Source organism: Vibrio sp. 10N.247.310.24, from assembly GCF_041467175.1.
Taxonomy (GTDB): domain Bacteria; phylum Pseudomonadota; class Gammaproteobacteria; order Enterobacterales; family Vibrionaceae; genus Vibrio; species Vibrio tasmaniensis_A.
On sequence record NZ_JBFSUD010000010.1, the window covers coordinates 1 to 25,298 of the forward strand.

24 protein-coding genes and 1 riboswitch are annotated in these 25,298 nt (G+C 44.5%); of the genes, 4 read left to right on the forward strand and 20 right to left on the reverse strand.

Annotated features, from left to right (window positions below; translation table 11 throughout):
* The 19 genes from AB6E08_RS04800 to metK all read right to left on the reverse strand — a co-directional run.
* On the reverse strand, nt 1-413 hold a 413-nt coding region (locus AB6E08_RS04800; protein WP_372159700.1), incomplete at its 3' end, for an endonuclease.
* A 97-nt stretch (nt 414-510) separates the two neighbouring features.
* Nucleotides 511-1,011 carry a SprT family zinc-dependent metalloprotease gene (locus AB6E08_RS04805; RefSeq protein WP_017097525.1) on the reverse strand — a complete coding sequence of 167 codons (501 nt, stop codon included), beginning with the start codon at nt 1,009-1,011 and terminating at the stop codon, nt 511-513.
* An 80-nt stretch (nt 1,012-1,091) separates the two neighbouring features.
* Nucleotides 1,092-1,889, reverse strand: coding sequence for a DUF2189 domain-containing protein (locus AB6E08_RS04810; protein ID WP_372065018.1), 798 nt, complete (start codon nt 1,887-1,889; stop codon nt 1,092-1,094).
* Between the two features lie 240 nt (nt 1,890-2,129).
* On the reverse strand, nt 2,130-3,434 hold the full coding sequence (locus tag AB6E08_RS04815; protein WP_372065021.1) for a cobyrinate a,c-diamide synthase: 1,305 nt from the start codon (nt 3,432-3,434) through the stop codon (nt 2,130-2,132).
* 2 nt (nt 3,435-3,436) lie between these two features.
* Entirely contained in the window at nt 3,437-4,507 is a 1,071-nt protein-coding gene (locus AB6E08_RS04820) for a threonine-phosphate decarboxylase (RefSeq protein ID WP_135384201.1), read from the reverse strand.
* Nucleotides 4,508-4,545: 38 nt separating this feature from the next.
* Nucleotides 4,546-5,457, reverse strand: a complete 912-nt coding sequence (cbiB, locus tag AB6E08_RS04825) for an adenosylcobinamide-phosphate synthase CbiB (protein WP_372159703.1) — start codon at nt 5,455-5,457, stop codon at nt 4,546-4,548.
* A 130-nt stretch (nt 5,458-5,587) separates the two neighbouring features.
* Nucleotides 5,588-6,400, reverse strand: coding sequence for a precorrin-4 C(11)-methyltransferase (gene cobM, locus AB6E08_RS04830; protein ID WP_372065025.1), 813 nt, complete (start codon nt 6,398-6,400; stop codon nt 5,588-5,590).
* A gap of 1 nt (nt 6,401) precedes the next feature.
* On the reverse strand, nt 6,402-7,241 hold the full coding sequence (cobJ, locus tag AB6E08_RS04835) for a precorrin-3B C(17)-methyltransferase (protein WP_135384200.1): 840 nt from the start codon (nt 7,239-7,241) through the stop codon (nt 6,402-6,404).
* A gap of 2 nt (nt 7,242-7,243) precedes the next feature.
* On the reverse strand, nt 7,244-8,086 hold the full coding sequence (locus AB6E08_RS04840; RefSeq protein WP_372065028.1) for a sirohydrochlorin cobaltochelatase: 843 nt from the start codon (nt 8,084-8,086) through the stop codon (nt 7,244-7,246).
* 177 nt (nt 8,087-8,263) lie between these two features.
* The gene (locus AB6E08_RS04845) at nt 8,264-9,868 is read right to left on the reverse strand and encodes a cobalamin biosynthesis protein (protein WP_372065031.1); all 1,605 of its coding nucleotides are present in this window, start codon (nt 9,866-9,868) and stop codon (nt 8,264-8,266) included.
* Complete coding sequence (cobI, locus tag AB6E08_RS04850; protein ID WP_372065035.1) at nt 9,868-10,698, reverse strand: precorrin-2 C(20)-methyltransferase; 831 nt, start codon at nt 10,696-10,698, stop codon at nt 9,868-9,870. The genes AB6E08_RS04845 and cobI overlap by 1 nt, the downstream gene beginning before the upstream one ends.
* A gap of 66 nt (nt 10,699-10,764) precedes the next feature.
* Nucleotides 10,765-12,063: a precorrin-6y C5,15-methyltransferase (decarboxylating) subunit CbiE gene (gene cbiE / locus AB6E08_RS04855; protein ID WP_372065038.1), complete on the reverse strand. Its 1,299-nt coding sequence runs from the start codon at nt 12,061-12,063 to the stop codon at nt 10,765-10,767.
* On the reverse strand, nt 12,060-12,719 hold the full coding sequence (locus tag AB6E08_RS04860) for a precorrin-8X methylmutase (RefSeq protein WP_102249710.1): 660 nt from the start codon (nt 12,717-12,719) through the stop codon (nt 12,060-12,062). The genes cbiE and AB6E08_RS04860 overlap by 4 nt, the downstream gene beginning before the upstream one ends.
* A 20-nt stretch (nt 12,720-12,739) precedes the next feature.
* Complete coding sequence (locus AB6E08_RS04865) at nt 12,740-13,912, reverse strand: cobalt-precorrin-5B (C(1))-methyltransferase (protein ID WP_372065040.1); 1,173 nt, start codon at nt 13,910-13,912, stop codon at nt 12,740-12,742.
* A gap of 105 nt (nt 13,913-14,017) precedes the next feature.
* Nucleotides 14,018-14,148, reverse strand: a riboswitch (cobalamin riboswitch).
* Nucleotides 14,149-14,157: 9 nt separating this feature from the next.
* The gene (locus AB6E08_RS04870; protein ID WP_012604813.1) at nt 14,158-14,622 is read right to left on the reverse strand and encodes a phosphoglycerate mutase family protein; all 465 of its coding nucleotides are present in this window, start codon (nt 14,620-14,622) and stop codon (nt 14,158-14,160) included.
* The gene (locus tag AB6E08_RS04875; protein WP_050546540.1) at nt 14,612-15,637 is read right to left on the reverse strand and encodes an iron ABC transporter permease; all 1,026 of its coding nucleotides are present in this window, start codon (nt 15,635-15,637) and stop codon (nt 14,612-14,614) included. Before AB6E08_RS04875 ends, AB6E08_RS04870 begins: the two co-directional genes overlap by 11 nt.
* Nucleotides 15,624-16,568: an ABC transporter substrate-binding protein gene (locus AB6E08_RS04880; protein WP_372065044.1), complete on the reverse strand. Its 945-nt coding sequence runs from the start codon at nt 16,566-16,568 to the stop codon at nt 15,624-15,626. The genes AB6E08_RS04875 and AB6E08_RS04880 overlap by 14 nt, the downstream gene beginning before the upstream one ends.
* Nucleotides 16,565-17,323, reverse strand: coding sequence for an ABC transporter ATP-binding protein (locus AB6E08_RS04885; RefSeq protein WP_372065047.1), 759 nt, complete (start codon nt 17,321-17,323; stop codon nt 16,565-16,567). Before AB6E08_RS04885 ends, AB6E08_RS04880 begins: the two co-directional genes overlap by 4 nt.
* Before the next feature lie 287 nt (nt 17,324-17,610).
* Nucleotides 17,611-18,762, reverse strand: a complete 1,152-nt coding sequence (gene metK / locus AB6E08_RS04890) for a methionine adenosyltransferase (protein ID WP_009847676.1) — start codon at nt 18,760-18,762, stop codon at nt 17,611-17,613.
* Nucleotides 18,763-19,139: 377 nt separating this feature from the next.
* On the opposite strand from metK, the gene tkt reads away from it, so the two are divergent.
* Complete coding sequence (gene tkt, locus AB6E08_RS04895) at nt 19,140-21,134, forward strand: transketolase (RefSeq protein WP_029223847.1); 1,995 nt, start codon at nt 19,140-19,142, stop codon at nt 21,132-21,134.
* Nucleotides 21,135-21,208: 74 nt separating this feature from the next.
* On the opposite strand, the gene AB6E08_RS04900 is transcribed toward tkt, so the two are convergent.
* On the reverse strand, nt 21,209-21,445 hold the full coding sequence (locus AB6E08_RS04900; RefSeq protein WP_012604808.1) for a hypothetical protein: 237 nt from the start codon (nt 21,443-21,445) through the stop codon (nt 21,209-21,211).
* A 335-nt stretch (nt 21,446-21,780) separates the two neighbouring features.
* On the opposite strand from AB6E08_RS04900, the gene AB6E08_RS04905 reads away from it, so the two are divergent.
* Genes AB6E08_RS04905 through AB6E08_RS04915 form a run of 3 tightly spaced genes read left to right on the forward strand, consistent with a single transcriptional unit; the run spans nt 21,781 to nt 25,162 of the window.
* A complete protein-coding gene (locus tag AB6E08_RS04905) occupies nt 21,781-22,491 on the forward strand; it encodes a response regulator (RefSeq protein WP_029222972.1) in 711 nt (236 codons plus the stop codon).
* Nucleotides 22,488-23,921 carry an ATP-binding protein gene (locus AB6E08_RS04910; protein WP_017100737.1) on the forward strand — a complete coding sequence of 478 codons (1,434 nt, stop codon included), beginning with the start codon at nt 22,488-22,490 and terminating at the stop codon, nt 23,919-23,921. The genes AB6E08_RS04905 and AB6E08_RS04910 overlap by 4 nt, the downstream gene beginning before the upstream one ends.
* Nucleotides 23,918-25,162 carry an ABC transporter substrate-binding protein gene (locus AB6E08_RS04915; RefSeq protein ID WP_012604805.1) on the forward strand — a complete coding sequence of 415 codons (1,245 nt, stop codon included), beginning with the start codon at nt 23,918-23,920 and terminating at the stop codon, nt 25,160-25,162. The genes AB6E08_RS04910 and AB6E08_RS04915 overlap by 4 nt, the downstream gene beginning before the upstream one ends.
* Nucleotides 25,163-25,298: the final 136 nt, after the last annotated feature.

Below are 25,298 nucleotides of genomic sequence, written 5' to 3' on the forward strand. Positions count from 1 at the left end.
AGAAATACGCGAAACGGGGTTGTTCTATCTTTAAATTTAATTACGCAACAAAGCCCATTGCGAGTACAGTTTTTACGTCCGCCATCTTGCCAGCACTGACGCTGGTGGCCAAATTGCCAAGCTGGAACTACGTGTTCCCACTCAATACGGGAAGCGCGTTTTTGCTGTTTTCTGACTTGATAACCACAGCCGTCGAGGTCGGGGATACCTTTCTTTTTGTCTTTCCAAGTGATGTCACAACCACAATAAAATGAAGTCGGGTGATCGAGATAAATCTTCACAGCTTCTTTTTTTGCTTTGGAGAAGGAACTTGGTGGAGCGGCGAAAACGCTTTGGGTTACCAGTAGGCCAAATACTATTGATAGGTAAAAGGAAACCGATAGGCCAAATACTTTTGGAGTGTTTTTTTGCATAGAGAAAGACTGATGAAAGTATGATAAACAACAGTCTAGCACTCAAATGTTAGTTCTCTCTATTACATTTATTCGCGTTACCTTGTGAGCTTAAGACTTAGCTCAATTGAAGGCCGGTAAAAGCTAAGGTTTGCTGGCATTGTTGGCAACGATACGTTGATTGGTTGCGGATGACTTTGTTGTGTCGTCTTATCGATAGGGGATAAGTGGTGCAATCACAGCGATACTCAAAAGTTTTGCCCTGCACTGAGGTGATTTCCAAGCTGTGGGTCGTTTTGGCTGGTACATTGAATACCTTTTCCATCACGTATTTCCACTCATTGCCGTGAGGCCTAACTCGTCCGAAGACCTGATGTGTGATCAGATGCGCGAGTTCATGAGGCACGACTTCGTTAATAAAGGCGTCTTCATTTTCGCTGAATAGCACTTGGTTGAGTTTTATCTCGTTTAACTGGAGGTAGGCTTTTCCCGCTGCCTTTCCTCTTAACTTGTAAGTGACGGTTGGGCATGGAAATTCACGAGAAAAATGTTGATTAGCAATAGCTAGGCATTCGCCCAGTTTTTTATTTACTCGATGTTGTTGCGGGGTGTAAGACAAGCGTTGTTAACTCCAAAAAAAAAGCCTCAGCGTTTAAGCTAAGGCCTCATCATAACATTGCTCATCGATCGTGAAACGATTTAAACGTGATGTTTCTTTTTGATGACTTCGTGGTAAGCATGCCATGTTCCGTAACCAAGTAATGGCATCGTTACAATCATACCCACACCGTAGGTCGCGAAGCCGACTAAGATACCAGTACCAATGATACCCGCCCAAACGACCATCGCAGGGATGTTTGATTTAACAGCGTTGAAGCTAGTAAAAATCGCACTCATTACATCTACACGTCTTTCCATCATCAATGGAATCGAAAATGCTGAGATACTAAATATCAGGCTAGCGATAACAAAACCAATCACAGACCCTGTAATTAAGAAGGGAGCAAATTCGGTCAATGGTGCCCCTTGCACTGAAGGGTAAAGTGCGTGCAATAATGCAGCGATACGCATCCAGAATATCATCGCAACCATTATTACAATCGCAAACGCCCATTGGTGGGTTGAGTTGCGTGTGATGGCTTTCATCGAGTGCAGTAGGCTAGCGTTGTGCCCCTTTTCTCTTTCCCAGGCTGCGTCATATAAGCCTAGGGCAAGAAACGGCCCTATTAGCATGTACACAATCAAGCTTGGCATAACGACTAAATGTGTTCCTTGCCATTGGACAAGTTGAACAATGGCGATGGCCGCACCCATAAAGCACAAACCGTAAAATGCGCTGATTAATGGCATTCTCACTAAGTCGTGCAGAGCAAGCGACAACCAATGAAAAGGCGCTGAAATGCTCACCTGATTACATGGTATTGTACGAGCGTATTCTGAGTCTTTGATTTCTTTTTGTTTATCGTCGAAGTCTTGTGTATTCAATGTACGAGGCATAGATCCTCCTTGATCGGTTTTCTACCTGCGCTGCAGTTAAATTGCAGCGAACGAAACTCGATGCCCGACTTGGCGACGTCTTTGATGTAAGCGCGCATCAGCTAAATAGTTCACGAAACAAAGTCTGATCTTGATTTGTTCGTTAACATTATTTTAACTATTGACCGTGAAGCGGCAAATATCAACTTTTGACAAACGGTTCTTAGTGAAAGCGTTCAAGGTGCGTTTTTTCAGCCATGCTTAATTAAGCGCTCCTTTAAATATTTTCACTACTAAATCAGGGTTATACGGGAAGTACCAATGTGCATAAGAAGCTATGGTGCTTTGTTTTATCCAAACAGGATCGGTTGGCCTACCATATTGAGATTCAGGTTGAGTTAGCACGGTTTCTTTACTGTCTGTTTTTGAATAATGGAAAGTATGCCCACGCAGCATTTGACCATTGAAATTAGCTTCTAGGATCCCCAGCGCGGCTAGCTTTTTCTGCATAGTCGCTTTGGCATTTAACGCGCCAACCATGTTTTCTGTTTGGCTTTCTGTATCAGTCAATGCTTTGTTGAGGTATAGCATGCCACCACATTCGGCTAGGCAAGGTTTTCCTTGTTCAATGTGTGTGATGATTTGCTGCTTCAACACATGATTGAGCGCTAGCTTATCCTTATGTAATTCAGGATAACCTCCTGGTAAATACAAAGCGTCACACACTGGTAAATCATCATGTGCAAGCGGTGAGAAAAATGACAGTTTTGCCCCCAACTCGATCAACAAATCAAGGTTAGCCTGATACAAGAAAGCAAAGCTATTATCACGAGCTACTGCAATTGTATGACCAGTTAATGATTCATGTCTGGCTGGTAGTGTTTGCTTTGGTTTTTCAAATGCTTGTGCTGTTGGTAATGGGATCTCACCATGTTTTAGTAGTAGCTTGGCTGCGTGATTAAGTCGCTCTTCTATGTCATCTAACTCTTGTGCTTGTACTAAACCTAAGTGGCGTTCTGGCAGTGACAAATCCATGTCTTTTGGTAACCAACCACAAAACTCGGTTTCAGGTTTTAGGCTTTCTTTTAGCATTTCAGCGTGACGTTCAGAACCGACGCGGTTTGCAACTACACCAAATACATCCACGTCATCACGGAATGTCGATAAGCCATTTACAATGGCTCCAAAGGTTTGTGCCATTGCGCCAGCATCGACAACAGCTAACATCGGAAGGTTAAATTTAGCGGCAATATCAGCACTTGAGCATTTGCCATCAAACATACCCATTACGCCTTCAATTAGAATCACATCCGCTTCTAGGGCTGCTTGATAAATTAAGTGTTGGCATTCCGCTTCACCACACATCCACAAATCCAATTGGTAAGTGGGTGTATCTGATGCAATAGATAGAAATTGTGGATCAATAAAATCAGGCCCAGTTTTGAATACTCGAACTTTCTTTCCTTGTTGAACCAAAGCTCTTGCTAGAGCGGCGACCACGGTTGTTTTTCCGCTTCCAGAAGAAGGTGCGCCTACCACTAGGGCAGAACAGTAAGCTGTAGACATAATTATTCCTTGAGTTGTTCGAGTGCGCGAGTGAGCGCTTGCCATTGTGATTCATTGGCGGGTAACCCGAAACGAAGTGCATCGTTTTCATCACAATGACGAGTAAAAATCCCCAACCTGGCTAGTTGATGGTGCCATGATGCCGTATCCGACATTTCAACTCGGTGAAAGAGTATCTGTGACGTTATTTTTACTGAGTCCGCCGTTTGGCCAAAATGTTGTTGTAAGAGTTGGTTCATACGCTGAGCCTCTTCATGTAGGCGTTGGCGGTTTTCTTTTTGCCAGTGAGAATTGAGCAAGGCATGTGTGGTGACATAGCGAGTTGGGCCACTGAGTGTCCAAGGTCCAAGGCGTTGTTTAAGAATATTTAAACGCAATGGCGAGGCAAAACAAAAGCCTGCGCGAATCCCTGCCAGTCCAAAAAATTTACCCACTGATCGCAGGACTATTAGATTGTCAGGTACTCCTGTTGGGAAACTTGGTAACACTGAAAGCTCAGGAGTACAGTCTACAAACGCTTCATCAATCACGAGCGTTGAATGATCTTGGATATGATCTAGCCAAGTCAGTACTTCACTTGGTGGCACATTCAGTGCGGTTGGATTATTGGGATTAATCACTACGACCACGTCTGCCGTTTTCAGCTGTTCGATTGTCGGTTTGTGTAGGTAAAAGTCGAATATGACGGCTTGTATGCTTTGTCCTGCGTACTGCTGCCACGCATGTTGATGTTCTTTGTAACCCGTATGAGGCAATAGGATGTACGTCAATGTTGGCTGTGTCTTTGCAATCATATGAGGTAGCGATTGAATGGCTGCCTGACTGCCAGCTACGGGTAACAAGGCATCACTTTGATAGTAGGTTTGCGCGGCTGTGATTAAGCCATCATCGTCTTCTGGTAGCCGATTCCATACCGATGCAGGGATTTCAGGTATAGGGTAGTGGTGCGGGCTTACTCCAGTTGAAAGGTCGACCCATTGTTCGATTGGCCTTTGATAGCGCAATGAAAACTCGATTAACTTACCACCGTGATGCGGAAGTTCGTTTGAGGTTGAGTGTTGTTTAATCGTCATTAGCGTACTTAAAGTAAAGAGTTAAAATAGACATGAAATCAAAATAAACAAAGAGTTAAAAGAGAAAGCAGTAGCATTACGATGGCCCAAAGCACACTGGTTTTTTGGACCAAAGATATGGCTCGTGGAATATCTTCTAAAGTCGCAATATTACCTTTTCCCATCGGACGTTTTTTCACAAGTTTTCCGTGGTAATAAGTATCGCCACCTATGATGATTTGTAGTGCGCCGGCACCTGATGTCATTACGGGGCCACCGTTTGGACTCGAGCAATGTTTAGCTTGTTCTTTCCAGCATTTCAGAGCCAACTTAGTGTTGCCTAAAAGGCTGTAGCTAAGTGCGGTTAAGCGCGCAGGTGCCCAGCCCATCACATCATCTACTTTTGCTGCCACATAGCCAAATTCTAGCCAGCGTTCATTTTTGTAGCCCCACATCGCATCAAGTGTGTTCACTAATCGGAACAGTAATGCCCCTGGAGCCCCAAGCAGTGCAAACCAAAATAGAGTGCCGAAGATCGCATCGTTACCATTCTCTAATACCGACTCAATCGTCGATGACGTGATCTGGCGTTGATCCATGGTTTCAGTATTACGGCTAACGATCCAACCAACTTTCTCTCGCGCTAAATCAAGATCACCTTGGCTCAGCGGCTGGTGGATCCACTGGGCGTGCTCAAGCAGGCTACGTTGACCTATCGCGATATACAGAACCACGATATTAAATAGCCAAAAGCCTAATGTGTTCCCCATGCTTAGTAGCGTATGTTGTAGCCAAAAGCTGAGTAAGCACAATGGAACAGTCGCAGCTATCCATGCGATCAAACCTGAGAATTTAGTGGCTCGGTTTAACAGCTTCTCGATTTTCTCAACCGCATAACCAAAACCGATCAAAGGGTGAAATCGTTTAGGCTCACCTAGTAAGTGATCAAGTATCAAAGCTGCGATCATCATTAGCGCGATCGCTAAACTTGAATAACCAAAATTTAAATCAAAAAAGATCATCATATCTGCCAAATAATGCTGCTGACTGGATAGTGAAAATGAATAAACGCATAAACCAATCAACAGCTAATGAGCGAGGTTAGTCTGCGCTCTTATCGTCTTCCAATGTTCCACTTTCAGCTACACCCTCTTCAACGACACGTGCTTTTCGGCAAGCGTGTGAGAAGGTCGGATCGTAGAGTTTAGAGTCAACAAAATCATTGTCGCCTAGCACTTTACTGACGATGATCATCGCGGTGGAGCGAATCCCTTCATCATGCATAACTTGGGCGATCGCACCCAATGTAGCACGGAATATTCGCTGTTCAGGGTGGCTGGCTTTTTCAACGACAGCCACTGGCCAATCTTGCGGGTAAACATCTGATAATTCACGAACCACTTTACGAATTAATGTTGCGCTAAGAAATAAACACAGTGTTGCTTCGTGAGAGGCAAGGGCGCGTAGATTCTCTTTTTCAGGAACAGGCGTTCGACCTGATGCTCGGCTAAGAATAATGGTCTGGCACTTTTCAGGTAGCGTCAGTTCTTGGCCAAGAGCTGCGGCACTCGCTTGGAAAGAGGAGACGCCCGGAACCACTTTCCAATCAATGCCAAGTTCGTTCAAGCGACGTGTTTGTTCTGCAAGCGACGAGTAAATTGAAAGATCGCCAGTTTGAACGCGTGCAACGTTTTGACCTTTTTCGTGTGCGGTTAGGTACACATTGGTTAGATCATCTAGATCCATATCAGCGGAGTTATAGACCAGTGCATCTGGGTGAGCGCGATCGATGACGGCTTTAGGGACTAAACTGCCCGCGTAAACGATCACAGGGCACTCTTCAACTAAGCGTGCGCCTTTCACTGTGATTAAATCTGGGTCACCCGGCCCTGCGCCGATAAAAAATACCGTCATACTAGTTTGCCTCTTCCGTCACTGATTCTGTTTTAGGTTCAACTTGTAATGAATGGCCACGTTTTTGACCTTCTAGTACCTTGCCGTCTTTCAGTTGATATTTATTGGTGTAGCCACGCGGTGTTACGATCCAATCACCAAATCGGTAGCTGTTGCTGTTACCTATCACGACCGCGGCGTTCATACCAAATTCCACTTTGGTAAATTCAGCCAGTGTTGTCAGTGTGACTTTTTGCTCATCACGATACGCAGCATTCACGATAGCAACGGGAGTATTTGGGTCACGATGTTCCAAAAGGATTTCACGTGCAGTTTCAATGTGCTGAGTTCGCTTTTTAGAGCGAGGGTTGTAGAAGGTAATCGCAAAATCAGCCATTGCCGCGGCTTCAATCCGCTTGGTAATCACTTCCCAAGGCGTTAATAAGTCAGACAGCGAAATGGTACAACTATCGTGGCCAAGAGGTGCACCAACTAAAGAAGCACAGGCGTTAGCCGCGGTGATGCCCGGAATAATATCCAGTTCAACTTGTGTGTTTAATTCTGCGTTTTGCTCCAATAATTCAAGCACTAAAGGCGCCATCGCGTACATGCCAGAATCCCCAGAACATACCAATACGACTTCTCGACCTTTTGCTGCTTCTTCTACTGCGGCTTGAGCGCGGTCCCATTCGCGAGTCATACCACTTTGAATGACTTCTTGAGTGTCGATTAGTGTGCTGATTGATTCTACATACGGCTTGTAGCCTGCAACGACATCTGCATTCTTTACGGCTTGTTGCGCTGCGGGGGTTACTAGATCAATAGCGCCAGGCCCTAAGCCTACCAGTGTTAGTTTTGCCATGATTATTTCTCTTCCTCTGGTGCACTTAAACGAATTAAGCCTTCTTTAATTTGCTTATCGATAATCTGTAACAGTTCTGGCATATCGAGCATGCAGAACTTGTCACCTTGGATTGGCTCTGCCACTTGAACGTCAGCGTCTTCTGCCAGCATCTCTTTAATTTCTTTAAGATCGTTGATGAAGTGGTTACCCGATACAAGCAGTAGTGGAACTAGATTAAGAAGCGGTCGGCCTTGGCCTGTATGTTGCTCTTTAATGCGGCGAACCATTTCATCTTTCACTAACTTAAATGGCCATGCTCCTTCTAGTGAACAAGTGAAGTTACGCTGCGATAGTTTGCCTAGTAGATCATCGCAGTAATGGATCGACTGGTGGCCCGGGTTATCTAACATAGGCGCACCGTGGTGAACGAACACGTTGAAATGATCTTGTGGAGCAAAACGGTCGTGTAGGGCTGAAAGCAAATTAGTCGTAAGTTGGCTGTGATGCATGATCGCCGGAGTTTGTTCGATGCGCGCAAATGAGAACTGCTTGAAGCCATCGACAATGGATGTCATGTAGCGATGCTCATCGGTAGGGAACAGGTACACCGAAACAATCAAAATACGCTCGTAACCTTGAGTGTCTAGATCCGCTAGTACCTGAGGTAGGCTAAAACATGGCGTGTCTTTACGAGCCAATTTCTTGATCACCATTTTGGAGCTGGTGGCAATGCGCACTGGCACATCTGGGTAACTTTGACGTACGCGCTCTGCGAGAGTTTCATAACGTTGTTGTTCTACAACGCTACCAAAGCAGCTCAGTACAATGGCTGTGCCTTGGTTATAATGACGAAGTCGTTTCATAATTGTCGCTGTCCTTATCAAATCTATATCACAAGATAAACGGGTTATCTCATGTTGGTAATGAGGTTAAAGTGAGCTTTGAAATATCATGTTCATAGCTTGCAAAGTATTTGGCCTACTATGTTCCTAAAGCTCAGTGATACCTAAAGTTCAGTGGTTCTTAAAACTAAGCGGTTTCTAAAGCTCAGTAGTGCCGTCTGCATTTTCAATTGGTGCGATAAACTTAGGATCTAAATAAGCTTTTAATGATTTCCGCTCGACTAGATTTGTGAACAAATCTTTCCAGTCTTGCTCGGTAAATTCTTCGATACCTCGAATCCAAAGCCCGTTGTTAACAGGTGTTTCATGTTCTAGTAAACGTTCGTAAATCACCATTGCAGCGCGGTTTCTGCAGGTGCCCGCACAGTGTGTACGGCTTATCTTGATGCGCTGTTCACCGTCGGAAAAATTGAGCGCTTTAAGTACCTGTCTAAGATCGTGTGCAAGGTTTTTACTGCCTTCTTTCGCGCAGCGGCCACCTTCACATAGCAATACGTGATGGCGGTGGTAGAGCATCGGGCGGTTTAAATCGACATGCTTAGGCTTACACTGAAAACCATCTACCACTTCATTACCGTGAAGGTTGATTTTGACGTTTTCATCTAGCCAGTTTTTCCACTTCTTCTTGGCGAGGGGGTCATCGTATTCGATGCGAGTACAAGATAAAGTCATGTTGAAACCGTCTTGTTTGAACTTCCACTTAGGTACCAATAGTTGATCTCGCTGACCGTGCTTTAGCGCGGCCGCTTCAGAAACCGATGATACGCCCGTAATTTTTTTCACGTATTCTGATGGGTTTTCAATCCCTTCAACGCCGCCGAGTTGCTCGGCTGAATAAGTGTGGAAAGGAATTTGGCTTTCAGACGAGAGTTCTAAAATACCTTTTTCATCCGCTTTTAAAGCGATACTGGCGAAAGCTGAAACACTGGCTTTTGCTAGGTTATATTCAGTCAGGAAAACATCGATACCTGCTTTCAATACATGCAAAGGAGTATTGCGGTCACAGCCTATTCCAAGCACAAGCGATTTTGGTCGCCACAGTACGGTTTTATTTTTTAAGTCGGCGTAACCTTTTGGTTGTGCTTCATCTGAAATCAGAACTAAACCATCCCAATCATCAGTACTGATTTGAGAAAGGTCTGTATCGCTTAGTGCTGGGTGGGTCATGATGTGTCTTGGCATGGAACGTTTGTTCTGCCACCAGTTCTGTTCGCCAGCGTGCTGCACTATTAGAATGCGTTTTTCATTTACAACTGCTGCGCTGGTGGCGGTGATCGCGGGTTCGCATTGTGGATCAAGTGTCCAACCAAATGGCGATCCGAGCATATCAACCGACAAACTGCCGGCAGCGTCAGAAGCGGTGGTGATTACAGGAGTCGCGTTGAGTGCTTGTGAGACTTGTAACGCGATCCCATTTGCGCCACCGCGATGACCAGATAGCATAGGGATCACGAATTGGCCGTGATCGTCAATGCAGATCACGCCGGGGTCGGTGCGTTTGTCTTCTAGCAAAGGGCCGATCATTCGGCTGACAATACCCGCAGCAAAAAAGCAGATATGGTGATCATATTGCTTAAATTGAGGAGGAAGAAAACCAGAAAGCGGCAGGGTTAACTCATCGGCTTCTGGGTATTCTTCTTGTCCAACTGGTGCAATAAAGACATCAGCAAACGGAAACATTTTAGCTAAGCGTTTGGCTTGCCTTGCTCCGTGTAGCGTGATGGCATAAATGGCTATTTTCATTACGCTTTACCGCCATTAGTTTTATCGATGTCATCTTTACCACTATCAGCTTTACCACCATCAAGAACGGCACATTTCTTTGATTCATTGGTGCCACGTAATACGCCACGACGAGCGCGAACAGAAAGCTGAACCATAGAGAAGTAACGGTTTTCATTCGGTACATCACGTAGGTCAGAGTAAAGCTCTTGTTTCTCTGTGGTGGCATGCGACACGTAGGTTGCACAATCCAACATATTCATCGACTCAAGTTGAGTGATCAGCTTAGGGATAACGCGACCTGCTTTGATTAACATGATGCTGTCAAAATCTTCGACTAGCTTTTCTAAACACTCGATACCCCATGTCGCAGGTACAACACAAAAACGCTCCTGACCGTCAGCAAGTGGAATTTTAGTTTGTGATGGAATAGCGGTAACTGAAGTGATACCCGGAATGATCACCGGATCAAGTTCAGGAAGTAGCTCTGTCAGTTCTTCTTGGATGTATGCCCATGTGCTGTAAACCGATGGATCACCTTCGGTTGCAAATGCCACGTCTTTACCTTGCTTTAATAGTTCAACAATTGTGACGGCGGCTTTACGCCATGCAGGAACGTTGATGCTTGGGTCACGCGTCATTGGGAAATGCAAAAATAGGTATTCGCCTTTCATGCTTTCAGGGCTAACAGAACCCGCGGCAATTTGTTGAGCAAAAGAGTGGTTACTGCCCGCGTCCTTTTCTGGAAACGCGACAATGTCGACGGTGCTGAGTAGTCGGTGAGCTTTAAGTGTTAATAATTCTGGGTCTCCAGTGCCGACACCAATTGCGTACATAGTTCCTAATTTCATCTGTGCTTTCTCTAATTATGTTTTTATTTAATATGTTGAGTGGCGCTTAATTAAAAAATTAAGCGCTTATTTCTGAATAAACGGCTTGGTAAAAATAAATAAGTGAATCGGATTTTCTGATTGATAACGGGTGTAGTGAGCGAGTGGTACGCCTGTTGATATAGAGACCAGTTGAACCTGTGTCGGAGCATCGCTGTCTTTACTCCATTGATGAAGTTCGCAAACTGAATCGACAGTCACTGCAGAACCGATCACGACGCCTCCCGGTTTTATTGCTGACCAACAGAAATCTAAAATGGTGTGCATGTTGCCGCGGCTTCCACCAATAAAAATACTGTCTGGCTGAGGCAAGGTGTCGAGCTGCATTGGGGCTTTATCTCGAATCAGTTGTACGTTGTCGGTACCGTGCGCTCTAAAGTTAGCCTCGACCGACTCATAGCATTCTTGGTTTGATTCAATGGTGAAGACTTGTCCTTGATAGCACTGTTTAGCGGCTTCTATCGCAATAGAACCTGAGCCTGTGCCTATATCCCACACCACAGATCTTGGTTGAATACCCATACTTGCTAACGCTAAGTGACGAACGGGCTGTTTGGTAATTAAGCCGCGCTTAGGCATGCGCTTCATGAAGTCATTATCGTTGGCGTATTGGCCCAATTCACCCCACGCATGAGGTAGCGTTCGGTGCAGTACAATTACATTGAGCGTAGAGAAGTCGTCGGAACTTTTTAGTGCGAGGTCTTCGAGAGTCCACTGGCTTATCTTTTCGTTGGTGCCACCTAAGTTCTCACATACCCAAGCCGTCCAACCTTGTTGATTAAAGTCGACTAAGTGTTTCGCAATACGAGCTGGGTTGTTTTGAACATCGGTTAGCAAGCAGTAGCTAGTTCCCCATTGCATTTGGCTTGCGATACCTTTAATGCCATCGTAATGCTGCTTTCTTCCATGTAGTGAAATTGCTTTGGTTTCTTGCCATGCAATGCCGACTCGGCTGCAAGCGAGTTGCATTGAACAAGGGGAGGGAATAAAGCGTACTTCATCATTAGGCAGTTTTTTTAACAACGATTCGCCGATGCCAAAGAACAATGGGTCGCCAGAAGCTAATACGACGACGCCGCCTTCCTCGCATTCATCAAGCAACTTAGCGAACCAAGATTGATAGCCTTCTTGCATCGATAAGCGTTGACCTTTGAATTGGGGGAACCAATCCAATAGTCGGTCGTTACCTGCAACAACGCGTGCAGATTCAACTGCATTAACAGCTCGACTGGTTAGGCTTAAACACCCATCTTCGGGTACTCCGACTACCGTGATAGCCGATTGATAGCAATCGATAAGCTGAGAGTGAGTACTTACATTATTCATTTTACTGACTCAGCAAGTAGGGCGTGAATAGTCGATACCACTAACGGGCTGCCACCTTTACGGCCTAGGCTGGCAATGTAAGGCACGGTGTTTTGTTCGGTTAATGCTTGCTTCGATTCATCTGCTTTTACGAAACCAACAGGAATGCCAATGATCAATGCAGGTTTTGTTTCGCCTGCTTCTATCATGCGCAATAGCTCAAGTAATGCGGTAGGCGCATTGCCTACACCTATGATAGAGCCGTCGAGTAGGCCGTTATCGCGGGCATAACGCATTGAGTGAATAGCACGTGTTTCGCCTGTCTCTTTGGCCGTACTAATGACGTCTGGATGACTAATGAAGCACTGTGCTTTATTGCCGTAAGCGTTGAGGCGAGTTTGATTTAAACCTGTCACGATCATGCTGACATCGGTAATGATGTTGGCACCGTTTTTTAAAGCGGTAATGGCAGACTCAATCGCGTTGTCGCTGAATTGATATAATTTAGCGTATTCAAAATCACCCGTAGTATGAATGGCACGACGAACCACATTCCATTCACCTTGATTGAAGTTATGTCCCCCATGGAGAGTTTCTATTTCTTCATCGATGATAGAGAAGGAGTCACTTTCAATTTGACGGCCTTGCTTGGTCATTTGACGCATATCGTTAGTCATGGAGTTTTCCTTGTTCATGCTTATTCATCATGAAAGTGAGTGTTGGTATCACTTCCTTTTGAGCTGAGATGTTCTGCTAATAGATCGCCGTTAAAATCGATCAATTTGAATTCAATGCTGACGTGATGTTTGACATACACAGCAGCGTGCTCTGCAGCTTGTTTGCAGAGCAAGGTAAGAAAGTCGTAATTGGGAATCTCTTGGCCCGATTGGGCTTCTTTCCATGTGTCGAGTACGTGGCGGCCTGTGTTGGCTTGGCTAACAGCTTCGGCAAATTCACTCGATGCACCTGATTGAATGGCGAGGTCGGCCAGTAATGAAAAGTCGATAGCTTTACCGGATACGTGAGTCATCATGTGCCCAGCGACCATCTTGCCGAGTTTGCCTATCATGGCGACGACGGTGATTTTGCTCACTTGATAACGTTTTGCTGCGCGCAGTCCGACCCCAACAAAATCACCCGCTTGGATAAAACACATCGAGTCATAACTTGGTAGCATGGCCATCGCTGACTTTTCGGTTCGAGATCCTGTCGTGAGAACCAAGTGGTTTTGGCCATTTTGTTTCGCTATTTGTACCGATTGACGCACTGATGCTGAAAACGCTGAAGTGGAGTAGGGTTTTACCGTTCCGCGTGTCCCGAGAATGGAAATACCACCGATTAAACCGAGTCTTGGCCCAATGGTTTCCTTGGCTCGCTCTTCTCCATCTGGGACGCAAATTTCCAGTGATATACCGACGTGTTTTTTCTGTTGACTGGTCGCTTGGTTCCATTCCAAAGTCACCATATCGAGAATGTTTTTTCGAGGAACGGGATTAATCGCCGCCTGACCGACGGGAAGTTCTAATCCGGGTAGAGTCACACGAGCTACGCCAACACCCCCATCGATGTGAAAACCGGGCTCTGAATGCCAGCGGGCAATACTCTGAATATGGGCTTCGTGGGTACAATCAGGATCGTCCCCTGCATCTTTAACAATGCTGGCGGTCACCGCATCGTTGGATGTTTGGATAAACGCAACCTTAAACGTAGCGGGCTCACCATTAGGTAGAGTGATGGAGATATAGTCAGGCTTTTGTCCGGTTAATAGTGTTTGAACTGCCGCTCTGCTTGCTGCAGCTGCGCACGCTCCGGTGGTAAACCCACTGCGGAGATCGGACTTATTTTTGGATCGTTTAACTTTTGTGACCACAGTATTCTTCATCTACGTTTTAGGTATTGACGAATACAGAGCGTTCCCTTGTTAGACAAGGTATGGATGGTGTTGAGTTTTCCCGCTCGATATTCATGTGTGTCCAGGTATTCTGACTTACGATGTTGAGGTTCTCATTGCGCTTTACTCCTTCCCAAGTCGTGTGACTCAGTGGCTTGTAAAGGGCTCATCGCTTACAGCTGCGGGTACAGTTCAGGAGTTACACCTGATTCCCTGATGTGACGTTATACTTCGATATCTATCCTGAGGATTTCTCCGTTGTTTGGTGTTTCTATTATTTGCTTTGGTGTCCCTAAACTGGCTAATGTTTTTATCCAGTCGCCATGTCCGAGCAGCAAAATAGGGTTCTCATTGTTGTGGTGACGAGAAACTCGTTGGATCCACTGAATCGCCATTGTTCTTCGTTGCTGTTCTGAATCGAACTCACTGAGCTCCATTTGAGAAATGACGGGCACTTTCAGGTAGCGTGCGATGGTTTTAGCACTGGAAATCGCACGGCCTAATTGACTGGTGTAAATAGCATTGAGGGTCAATGATTTTTGAGTTGCAAGATAACGACCGACGTTATGCATCTGTCGTTTGCCTTTCATTGTCAGAGGGCTATCCAGTTGATTCTGTGCTTTGCCTATTCGATTCCATTCGGTTTCGCCATGACGAATCGCAATGATGGTGAAGCGTTCAGCTTTCATTACTTTTCTCCATCAAAATGGAAACAATGAATAGTGCGCCAAATGCGGTGGTGACAACACCAAGAGGCAGTTCTTGAGGAGCAACTAAGGTTCTCGCCAAAATATCACTTAATAGCATAAGCAAAGCCCCAATCAGCCCTGAAGTGATGAGTAATTTTTTGTGTAATGGGCCGATGATTTTCTTCGCGATATGAGGAACCATCAAGCCAATAAATCCGACAACTCCGATGATAGAAACAAAACATGCCGTTGCAAAAGCGCAGACAATAAAGACACCGCTTTGCAGGCGTTTTGTGTCTACGCCCATGGTTTGTGCTACGTCGTCTCCTGCAAGTAAACAATCTAACTGGCGATGTTTTAATATACCTAGGGCTATCAAGGCGATAAGTCCAGCAAGCACAATTAGCACATTGTCCCAGCGTGCGTTTCCTAGGCCTCCTAGCGACCAAAATAGAATCGAATGGGCAGCGCGTTGATCACCATGGAAGACCAAGAAGTTAGTCAAGGCTGTAAATAAAAATGAAATAGCCAACCCGGCTAAAACAATTTGAGAAGACGCTTGCCCATCCACTTTTCTGACTAGAAATAGCACTGCCGAAGCCGAGATTATTCCACCGATAAAAGCGGCGAGTGGAAGTGTCCAAATGCCGATAGCGCTGCCGATGACTGTAATCACAAAGACTGCTCCAGTTGCGGCACCGGATGACAATCCAAAAATGAAAGGGTCGGCAAGATCGTTTTTTGTCACGGTTTGTAATAACGCCCCAACAATACCTAACCCAGCACCGCAAATAATAGCGATGATTGTTCTAGGTAAGCGCAGGTGCAGTACCACTTGATCTATCGGTGAGTCGATCTGTTGACTCATCGCCGCTGAAAAAATCGTAGCGACTTGTGCAAAAGATAGCTGAACGCTGCCTAAACTCAGAGAAAACATCGCTAAGAGGGCAAAAACAGAACTGAATACGCAGGTGTTCAGTGCGGTTCGGTTCAGGTTAGTACTAAGACTTGTCATGGATTTCTTGGATGCGCTGTGCCAATTTTTCAATTGCAGCTATGTTTGCTGGCCCGGGAGTAATTTCCTCATAACGCAGAGGAAGATATTGGGTGGTCTTTACCGCTGTGGTCTGCTTCATCGCTGGGTGCTGTTCCAAAAAGGCTTGCATGCCTTTAGCGCCTGTCCCATTTTGATAATCGAGAAGAATAATGACATCAGGGTTATGCATCGCAACTGACTCCCATGATGTGGTTCCCCAGCTGATATCCAGATCTTTCATTACATTGGCGCCACCTGCCGCTTCTATCATGGCGCTCACTGTCGCGTACTTTCCTGCTGTGAATGGTTTCTCTTCCCCTGAATCATACAGAAAGACTTTAAGAGGGGTTTGATTCTGGGTTTGCTGTTGAATCAATATTAATTGCTCTCTCCAAGTGGAGATAAGAGTTTGAGCTCTGTCTTGCTGACCGAATAAAGTCGCAAGGCGTGTCACGTCATCAAACATCTGTTCCATGTTAGCTGGCTGCTTATCTTTACGGATATGGCTGCAACTCTCATTAAGAATCAGAGTATTGATACCAAACTCTTTCAGAGAATCAGGCGTGACTGAGCCGCCCAACCGCATACCGTAATTCCATCCTGCAAAGAAAACATCAGGGTTGGCATTAACTAACACCTCTAAAGAAGGATATTTCGGTGCGAGCTCCGGAATGCTGCCCTGGAGGCGATTAAATTCAAGGGTCGTTTTGTAGTACCCGCTAATACCGGTCACTCCGATCATATTCTCTTCAAGCCCGAGAGAAAATGCCATCTCAGACATATTGATATCGTGAGTGATTAAGGTTTTCGGCGCTTTATCTAAGGTAAGTGTAGAGTCGCAGTTTTCTACCGTAATTTGGGCTTGTGCGGACACGGTAAGTAATAAAGTTAATGCTGATAGTTTTTTCATGAAAGCTCCTGTCCTTGGTCGAGTTCAATGTCGAAAAATTTGCTTGTTTTCTGTGTGCGCTTATTGGTCGTGCTGATTAAATCGACTTCAAAGATCGGCTTAAGTTGATTGTGAGTCAGTAGTTCTTCTACCTTTCCTTTCGCGACTACCTGGCCGTGTTCCAAAATCGCAATGTGCGTCGCGAACTTGGCCGCAAGGGAAATATCATGCAGTGAGCAAATCAGTGTTTTACCTTGCTCTTTCAATAGTGATAAAACTTCCCCTTGAGCACATGGATCTAGATGATTTAGAGGCTCATCCAATACTAGGAACTCGGTGTTCTGACATAAAGATCGTGCAATATGCGCTCGCTGCTTCTGGCCGCCTGAGAGCTGTCCCATTCTTCGTTCGAGGAAAGTATCGATCTTTAGTGCTTTACTCGTTTGGTCAAGTGAAAAGCTAGAAGTGGCTTGATTGGAAGCGGTTAGTTGAATGTACTCTCTTAGTGTTAAACGACCATCCACTTGACTGTGTTGTGGAAGGTAACTGATTTGCTTTGCTCTTTGCTGGCAAGTTAACTTACGTAGCGGCAATTGGTTTATGACGACTTCGCCTTTGAAGGGAAGCAAATTAACCAGTGCTTTTAATAACGTGGTTTTTCCGGAACCATTGCGTCCAATGACTACCCAGCGCTCACCTTGATTAATTTTCAGATCGAGTGGGTGCAGTCGTTGAGTGTTTTGTTGTTGAACTGAAAGTTTGTGACAAAGAAGCATGAGTTACTGAGAATGGTTTGTTTTTAACAAGTGCTATTACATTAAAATTTAAACGTTTGCGTAACATTGATCTCAGCACGTAAAATCCCCACTATTATCAAAATAATCTATAAGTTAACGCTTGTGCTACGTGAAAGGGTTAGGGTTTATTAGTGAAAGAATAGAAGAATAGAAGAATAGAAGAATAGAAGAATAGAAGAATAGAAGAATAGAAGAATAGAAAGAAAAAAGCCTCTGAGAACAGAGGCTTTTAAAATTACGTTTCAGCTAAGCGTGTTGCGTAATGCTTACAGGCCTGCGAAGTCCGCAAGGATAGCTGCTTTGTCAGTTGCTTCCCAAGGGAACTCTTCGCGACCGAAGTGGCCGTATGCAGCAGTCTGCTTGTAGATAGGTTGAAGAAGGTTCAGCATCTCTTGAAGACCGTATGGACGTAGGTCGAAGTTTTGACGAACTGCTTCAATGATGATTTCGTGCGCTACTTTCTCAGTACCAAACGTTTCAACCATGATAGATGTTGGATCTGCAACACCGATAGCGTAAGACAGTTGAATCTCACAACGGTCAGCCATACCAGCAGCAACGATGTTTTTCGCAACGTAACGAGCTGCGTAAGCTGCAGAACGGTCAACTTTTGATGGATCTTTACCAGAGAATGCACCACCACCGTGACGAGCTGCGCCGCCGTAGGTATCAACGATGATCTTACGACCTGTTAGACCACAGTCACCCATTGGGCCACCGATTACGAAACGGCCTGTTGGGTTGATGAAGAAGTTAGTGTCTTTGTTGATCCACTCAGCAGGAAGTACTGGCTTGATGATCTCTTCCATTACCGCTTCACGTAGGTCAGGTGTTGTTACTGAATCACAGTGTTGAGTTGAAAGAACAACAGCGTCGATACCAACGATCTTACCTTGGTCGTATTGGAACGTTACTTGAGATTTCGCATCTGGGCGAAGGAAGTCAAGCTTGCCGCTCTTACGTACTTCAGCTTGCTTCTTAACAAGAAGGTGAGAGTAAGTAATTGGAGCTGGCATTAGGATTGGTGTTTCGTTAGTCGCGTAACCAAACATGATACCTTGGTCGCCTGCGCCTTGATCTTTAGGATCGGCTTTATCAACACCTTGGTTGATGTCTGGAGACTGCTTACCAATTGTGTTTAGTACTGCACAAGAGTCAGCGTCAAAGCCCATATCAGAATGAACGTAACCAATTTCACGAACTGTTTCACGAGTGATTTCTTCGATATCAACCCATGCAGACGTGGTTACTTCACCGCCAACCATAACCATGCCGGTTTTTACGTAAGTCTCACAAGCAACACGTGCTTTTGGATCTTGTTCAATGATGGCATCAAGAACAGCATCTGAGATTTGGTCTGCAATTTTATCTGGATGGCCTTCTGAAACAGATTCAGAAGTGAATAGGTGCTTAGCCATGAGAGCTCCACTTTTAGTTTAGTTTTTAGTTGCAAATAGTTAAATGCAAATAATTTATGCCGTCGCAATCGAGGAAGCGCCGCCATTCAATACAGTATATTTTGTAGGTGTTTCTACATCTAGACGGCTATTTTAAATTCCAACGGTCGAATTACAAGCTCTTTTTTAGGATATGTCATAACTAAACGTTTGCGTGTTGGTAGGGGGAAGCCATTGTTAAGTGGTGTAAATGATCGAAAATTGCGGAAAATGACCGTTAAAGTACCAGTAAAACGTTTGCAGTCGCTATAGTCGTTTGAGAGAATACCCGCGCTAATAAAAATGAAAACTTTAGCATCTATCTCTTTTTTAAATCGCTTATGTATCCAGGAGCAGACATGCCTTCTCGTAAAGATCTAGCCAATGCAATCCGCGCACTTAGCATGGACGGTGTTCAACAAGCAAATTCAGGCCACCCAGGCGCACCTATGGGTATGGCTGACATCGCTGAAGTTCTTTGGCGTGGTCACTTGAACCATAACCCATCAAACCCAGAGTGGGCTGACCGTGACCGTTTTATCCTGTCTAACGGTCATGGTTCTATGCTGATTTACTCTCTGCTTCACTTAGCAGGTTACGAGCTTTCAATTGAAGACCTAAAAAACTTCCGTCAACTGCACTCTAAGACTCCAGGTCACCCAGAGTACGGTTACGCTCCTGGTATCGAGACAACGACTGGTCCTCTGGGTCAAGGCATCACCAACGCTGTTGGTATGGCGATGGCTGAAAAATCATTGGCTGCACAGTTCAACAAAGAAGGCCACGACATCGTCGATCACTTCACTTATGCGTTCATGGGTGATGGTTGTTTGATGGAAGGTATTTCTCACGAAGCATGTTCTCTAGCGGGTACGCTAGGTCTTGGTAAGCTGGTTGCTTTCTGGGATGACAACGGCATCTCTATCGATGGCGAAGTTGAAGGTTGGTTCTCTGACGATACACCTAAGCGTTTTGAAGCTTACGGCTGGCACGTAATCCCAGCAGTTGATGGTCACGATGCTGACGCAATCAATGCGGCTATCGAAGCGGCTAAAGCGGATCCTCGTCCAACACTTATCTGTACTAAGACTATTATCGGTTTTGGTTCACCAAATAAAGCGGGTACGCACGACTGTCACGGTGCTCCACTAGGTGCTGATGAAATCACAGCAACTAAAGCGGCACTTGGTTGGGAACACGGTCCTTTCGAAATTCCAGCTGATATCGCAGCTGAGTGGAATGCGAAAGAAGCAGGCGCAGCGAAAGAAGCAGCGTGGAATGCTAAGTTTGACGCATACGCAGCGGCTCACCCTGAGCTAGCAGCTGAATTCAAACGTCGTACTAATGGCGATCTTCCAGCTGAGTGGGAAGAGAAAGCAAACGCAATCATTGCTGATCTTCAAGCTAACCCAGCAAACATCGCATCACGTAAAGCATCTCAAAATGCTCTAGAAGCATTCGGTGCTATGCTGCCTGAATTCATGGGCGGCTCTGCTGACCTTGCGCCTTCTAACCTGACTATGTGGTCTGGTTCTAAGTCGCTTGAAGCGAACGACTTCTCAGGTAACTACATCCACTACGGTGTACGTGAATTCGGTATGACTGCAATCATGAACGGTATCGCTCTGCACGGTGGTTTCGTACCATACGGCGCAACGTTCCTAATGTTCATGGAATACGCACGTAACGCAATGCGTATGGCTGCTCTGATGAAAGTTCAGAACATTCAAGTTTACACGCATGACTCTATCGGTCTTGGCGAAGATGGTCCTACTCACCAACCGGTTGAGCAGATCGCTTCTCTACGTCTGACTCCAAACATGAGCACATGGCGCCCATGTGACCAAGTTGAGTCTGCTGTTGCTTGGAAACTAGCAATCGAACGCAAAGATGGTCCTTCTGCACTTATCTTCTCTCGTCAAAACCTTGCACAGCAAGATCGTGACGCTGAGCAAGTAGCAAACATCGCTAAGGGTGGTTACATTCTGAAAGATTGTGAAGGCAAACCAGAGCTTATCCTTATCGCTACAGGTTCTGAAGTTGAGCTAGCGGTTAGCGCTGCTGCTGAACTAACAGCTGAAGGCAAGAAAGTACGCGTAGTATCTATGCCTGCTACTGACGCGTTCGATAAGCAAGACGCCGAGTACCGTGAGTCTGTACTTCCATCTGACGTTACAGCACGTATCGCAGTAGAAGCTGGTATCGCTGACTTCTGGTACAAATACGTTGGTTTCGGTGGCAAGATCATCGGCATGACAACGTTCGGCGAATCTGCACCAGCAGGCGAGCTATTCAAGATGTTCGGTTTCACTACTGAAAACGTAGTAAACACTGCAAAAGAGCTTCTTGCTTAATCATTCGTTGTAACGCGAATAGAAAAAAACCGAGCCACTGGCTCGGTTTTTTATTTGGCTTTCAGAAACATGAGTTACTCGAATTCATTTCCCCAATTATCAAGTTCTCTAGTCCCACAGACCTTACATTCAACGTAACGATCCATGTTGTAGTAATGACCACCATTGATAATTGAATTAGCAAACAGCTTTATTCTTCCTAACAAAGTTTTGTCGGTATCATAGCTGCTTGTTTGGCGAACAAGAACTTCACTATGTGGCGTTTCTTTATTGCACGTTTTACAAAAATGAGTCGCTGGAAATCCAGACATAACCTTTTCCTTTGGTTGAGAAAACTAGGTTAGAAATAGCCGTAGAATTAGGTCAGACTCATTTAGATATCATTGCATAATAGCTATTACATTCGCTAGATTTATAAATTCATTTTGTCGAGGTATGTCGCTTAATTGATTTAGTGAGGAAATGTTACCTACTCCTGCACTCAGTACTTGTTTAGGTATTTAGCAATAGAGTTAACTGTGCACAAAGTCATTTGTAACGAACCGCTTACATTGCGGAGTTTGAGCGCATTTCGTTATTAATATTCTTGAAAGATATAACGAAGTAAGAGAATGTTGGCGCGTTGTTTTCATATGAAAGGTCTAGCATGACAAACAAAGTAATCTTGGTGGTCGATGATAGTCAGGACATTCTTGATGCTCTTAGTGAATATCTGGAACGTTCAAGCTTTACGGTTATCACAGCTCTTGAAGGCAATGAGATGTGGAAGAAGCTTGAAACTGTCACTCCAGATCTCATTATTTTAGACATCATGCTACCTGGAGATGATGGTTTGACCTTGTGCCAGAAACTACGTCTTCAATCTCAAGTTCCCATTATTATGCTCACCGCAGTAACCGACGATGCTGATCGAATCGCAGGATTAGAAATTGGAGCCGATGACTATATTACTAAGTCATTTAACCCGCGAGAGCTATTAGCCAGAATTAAAGCTTTATTGAGGCGTTCCACGTTTAGCCATAGCCAAGGTGAACGGACTCTGAAATTCATGGATTGGACTTTTGACACTCTTAAACGACAACTGAAACATGAAGATGGAGAGGTGGTATCTCTTTCTAGTGCTGACTATAACTTGCTTACGCTCATGTTGGATTCCCCCAACCAATTATTAAGCAGAAATGATATTGCTCAAGCTCTTTGGGGGAGGGATGCGGAACCACTAGAAAGAGGCATTGATGTACAAATTAGCCGGTTAAGGAAGCAATTAAGAGACGATGACCGTAACACGATTATGACGGTAAGGCATCGCGGCTATATGTTAGTGATCGATTCACATATCAATCGTATTAAATTTTGAAAAAAAACATACACCAGTCAATGGTTGCGCGTATCACCCTGTCTACGTTCACGGTTATTCTCATGGCTGAAATACTGGCAGGTGCGGTATGGTTTACGGCAACATCAGCATCAAAAAAAGAGTCAGCTAGCCACGCCATGACAGCTATATCATCAGCTGCAGCAGATACTATTAATTACTTCTCTGGCTTACCCATTAATTACCGTCACTTGGTGTTGGAACAGCTACGAAATATAGGAGGAACAAGGTTTTTCATATCCATAAATAACCATAAACTTCCTATCACTTCTTTATCTGATTACTCATTGGTTCCTCAGATGGAAGTACAAGCGTCTGAACTTCTGAATCAGCAACTTAGAGACTCCCGCAAAGTGCATGTCACTTTGACTAAGCGAGAAGATTTACGGGTGTTTAACTCTGGTATAAAGCTTCATGAACTTCCTGCATTGTGGAAAGACTACAGTTTAGTATTAGGAAAACTGGATCTCCCAATTGCTGTTATTCAGGTGGAGTTTTCAGATAATGAATGGCTCTATTTAGCCACCGTTCTACCGCTGTCTTTTGATAGTCTGACCGATAATTTCATTGATAGCAGACAAGTCATATTTCTCCTTATTGTTACCTTCATGCTTATGGGGGTTTCTTATGTTGTCTTACAGAAGGAAATTCGTCCTTTTCGTTCTTTAGCACGCTCTGCCACTCTTATGGGGTCGCAAATGCAGATTGAAGAAATCAAAGAAGAAGGCAGCTCAGAAACCAGAGCTGCTATTCATGCTTTCAACAAAATGAACCGTCGAATCAAATCGTATTTGCGGGATAGAGATATGTTTTTTAATGCGATATCCCATGATATTAAAACACCATTAGCCTGTTTAAAGTTACGAACTGAAATGATGGATGATGAGCAAACAAAGTTAAGGTTTGAAAAGCTATTGAACGAAGTCGATATGATGTTGAACGGGGCTTTGCAATATATGCGAGAGAATGACATCCACGAAGAGTTAGAGTGGATTGATATTAACGATATCCTTGAACAATGCGCGGCTGTTCATAACAAAAATGGAGTATGCGTAAGCCTGATAGATCTGCCAAGGATTGAGCTTTATGGCAAGCCACTAGCAATCAAACGTTGTTTATTCAACTTAGTTGATAATGGCGTTAAATATGGAAATACGGTCGACATCAGTATGTTTTCTCACTCTGATTCTATTCAAATCGTGCTGCGTGATGCAGGAAAAGGAATCAAAGAAGATATGTTAGAAAAAGTCTTTGAACCTTACTTTAGAGACAATGATACAGGCATTGAAGGTTCAGGTTTGGGACTAGCAATTGCTCGTAGTATCGCAAGGGCACACGGTGGGGACGTTCAGTTATCTAATTCACCAGAAGGTGGGCTTGAGGTGGACATTATTTTGGTGAATGCCCTATGAAAAAATGGTTACTGTTAAGTCTTTTGTTATCGACGAACCCCGCGTTTTCTTCCCCCTCTGTTGAAATGCTGCATTGGTGGACGGCTGCTGGAGAAGAAAAAGCGTGGTCGGTCATCGAGAAGCAATTTGAATCTCTGCCTTATACATTAAAAAGTGAACCAATCAGTGGCGGTGGTGGTGCACCTGCCAAAGCGATTCTTCAAGCCAGAGCTATTGCCGGGTATTCCCCTGATATTGCTCTTATGGAAGGTCCGGCTATTCAGTCATGGGCGGCGTTAGGTTTTTTAAATGATGTCAATGAAGTCGCAGAATCGCAGAGGTGGGATCAGTCGCTGTATCCTGATATTAAAGCCATTCACCAATATGACGGGAACTTTGTCGCCATACCTTTGAATATCCATCGATTAAATTGGATGTGGATAAATAAAAAGGTACTAAATCAGCATCAACTTTCATCACCTCAGACGTGGGACTCGTTACTGTTAGCATTAACTACGCTGAAAAGTAAGGGGGTTAATCCTTTGGCTTTGGGAGAAGACTCTTGGCAAATTGTGCAAGTTTTTGAAAATATTGCATTCGGAGTAGGTGGGGCAAATTATTATCGACAGGCATTTGTGGATTTAGACCCTGACGCATTAAATAGCGATAAAACACTTGAGGCGCTTAAGCGCTTCCGCTCTCTGGCTAATATTGTCGGTAGTGATTTACCGAGTATTAGTTGGGATCAGGGGACAAAATCTTTGCTTGAAGGGGAGTTTGCCTTTCAATTTACAGGTGATTGGGCTCTGGGAGAGATGTTTATTAGTGCAGAAGGTGAAATTCCAGATTACATAGAATGTCGAGCGTTCCCTTCTACGGAAAAAGGTTTTATCTACAATGTTGATAGCTTGGCATTTTTTACAAAAGTAACGGGTGAAGATCATAATATGGTATCGGTAATGACCTCGTTATCTTCTCCCCAATTTCTTTTAGACTTCAGTAAAAAGAAAGGTTCAATACCTGCTCAAGCAAATATACCTGTGAATGAATTATCACGATGCCAACAGCAATCTTATCAAGATTACATTCATGCGAGTTCTGAAGGTACAGCTATGCCAAGCTTGACCGATTCAATGGCTGTTAACCCTGTTCTTCAGAATGCGGTATCCAACGAGTTATATCGCTACTTTATGGACTCCTCCATTTCAGCGGAAACACTTATTGGACACCTACATGCTATTAATAATGAGGTGTTTCGTTAGCTTCTTGTTCTTCTTTTGACTTTAAATGTCTAGCTAGAAATTACTATGTACCTTCGACATTTTCCAGCCTAGGTCTATTGTAAAAAACGAGTTACAAACTACTTGCTATTTGTAACCTTGAGATTCAATTAGCTTG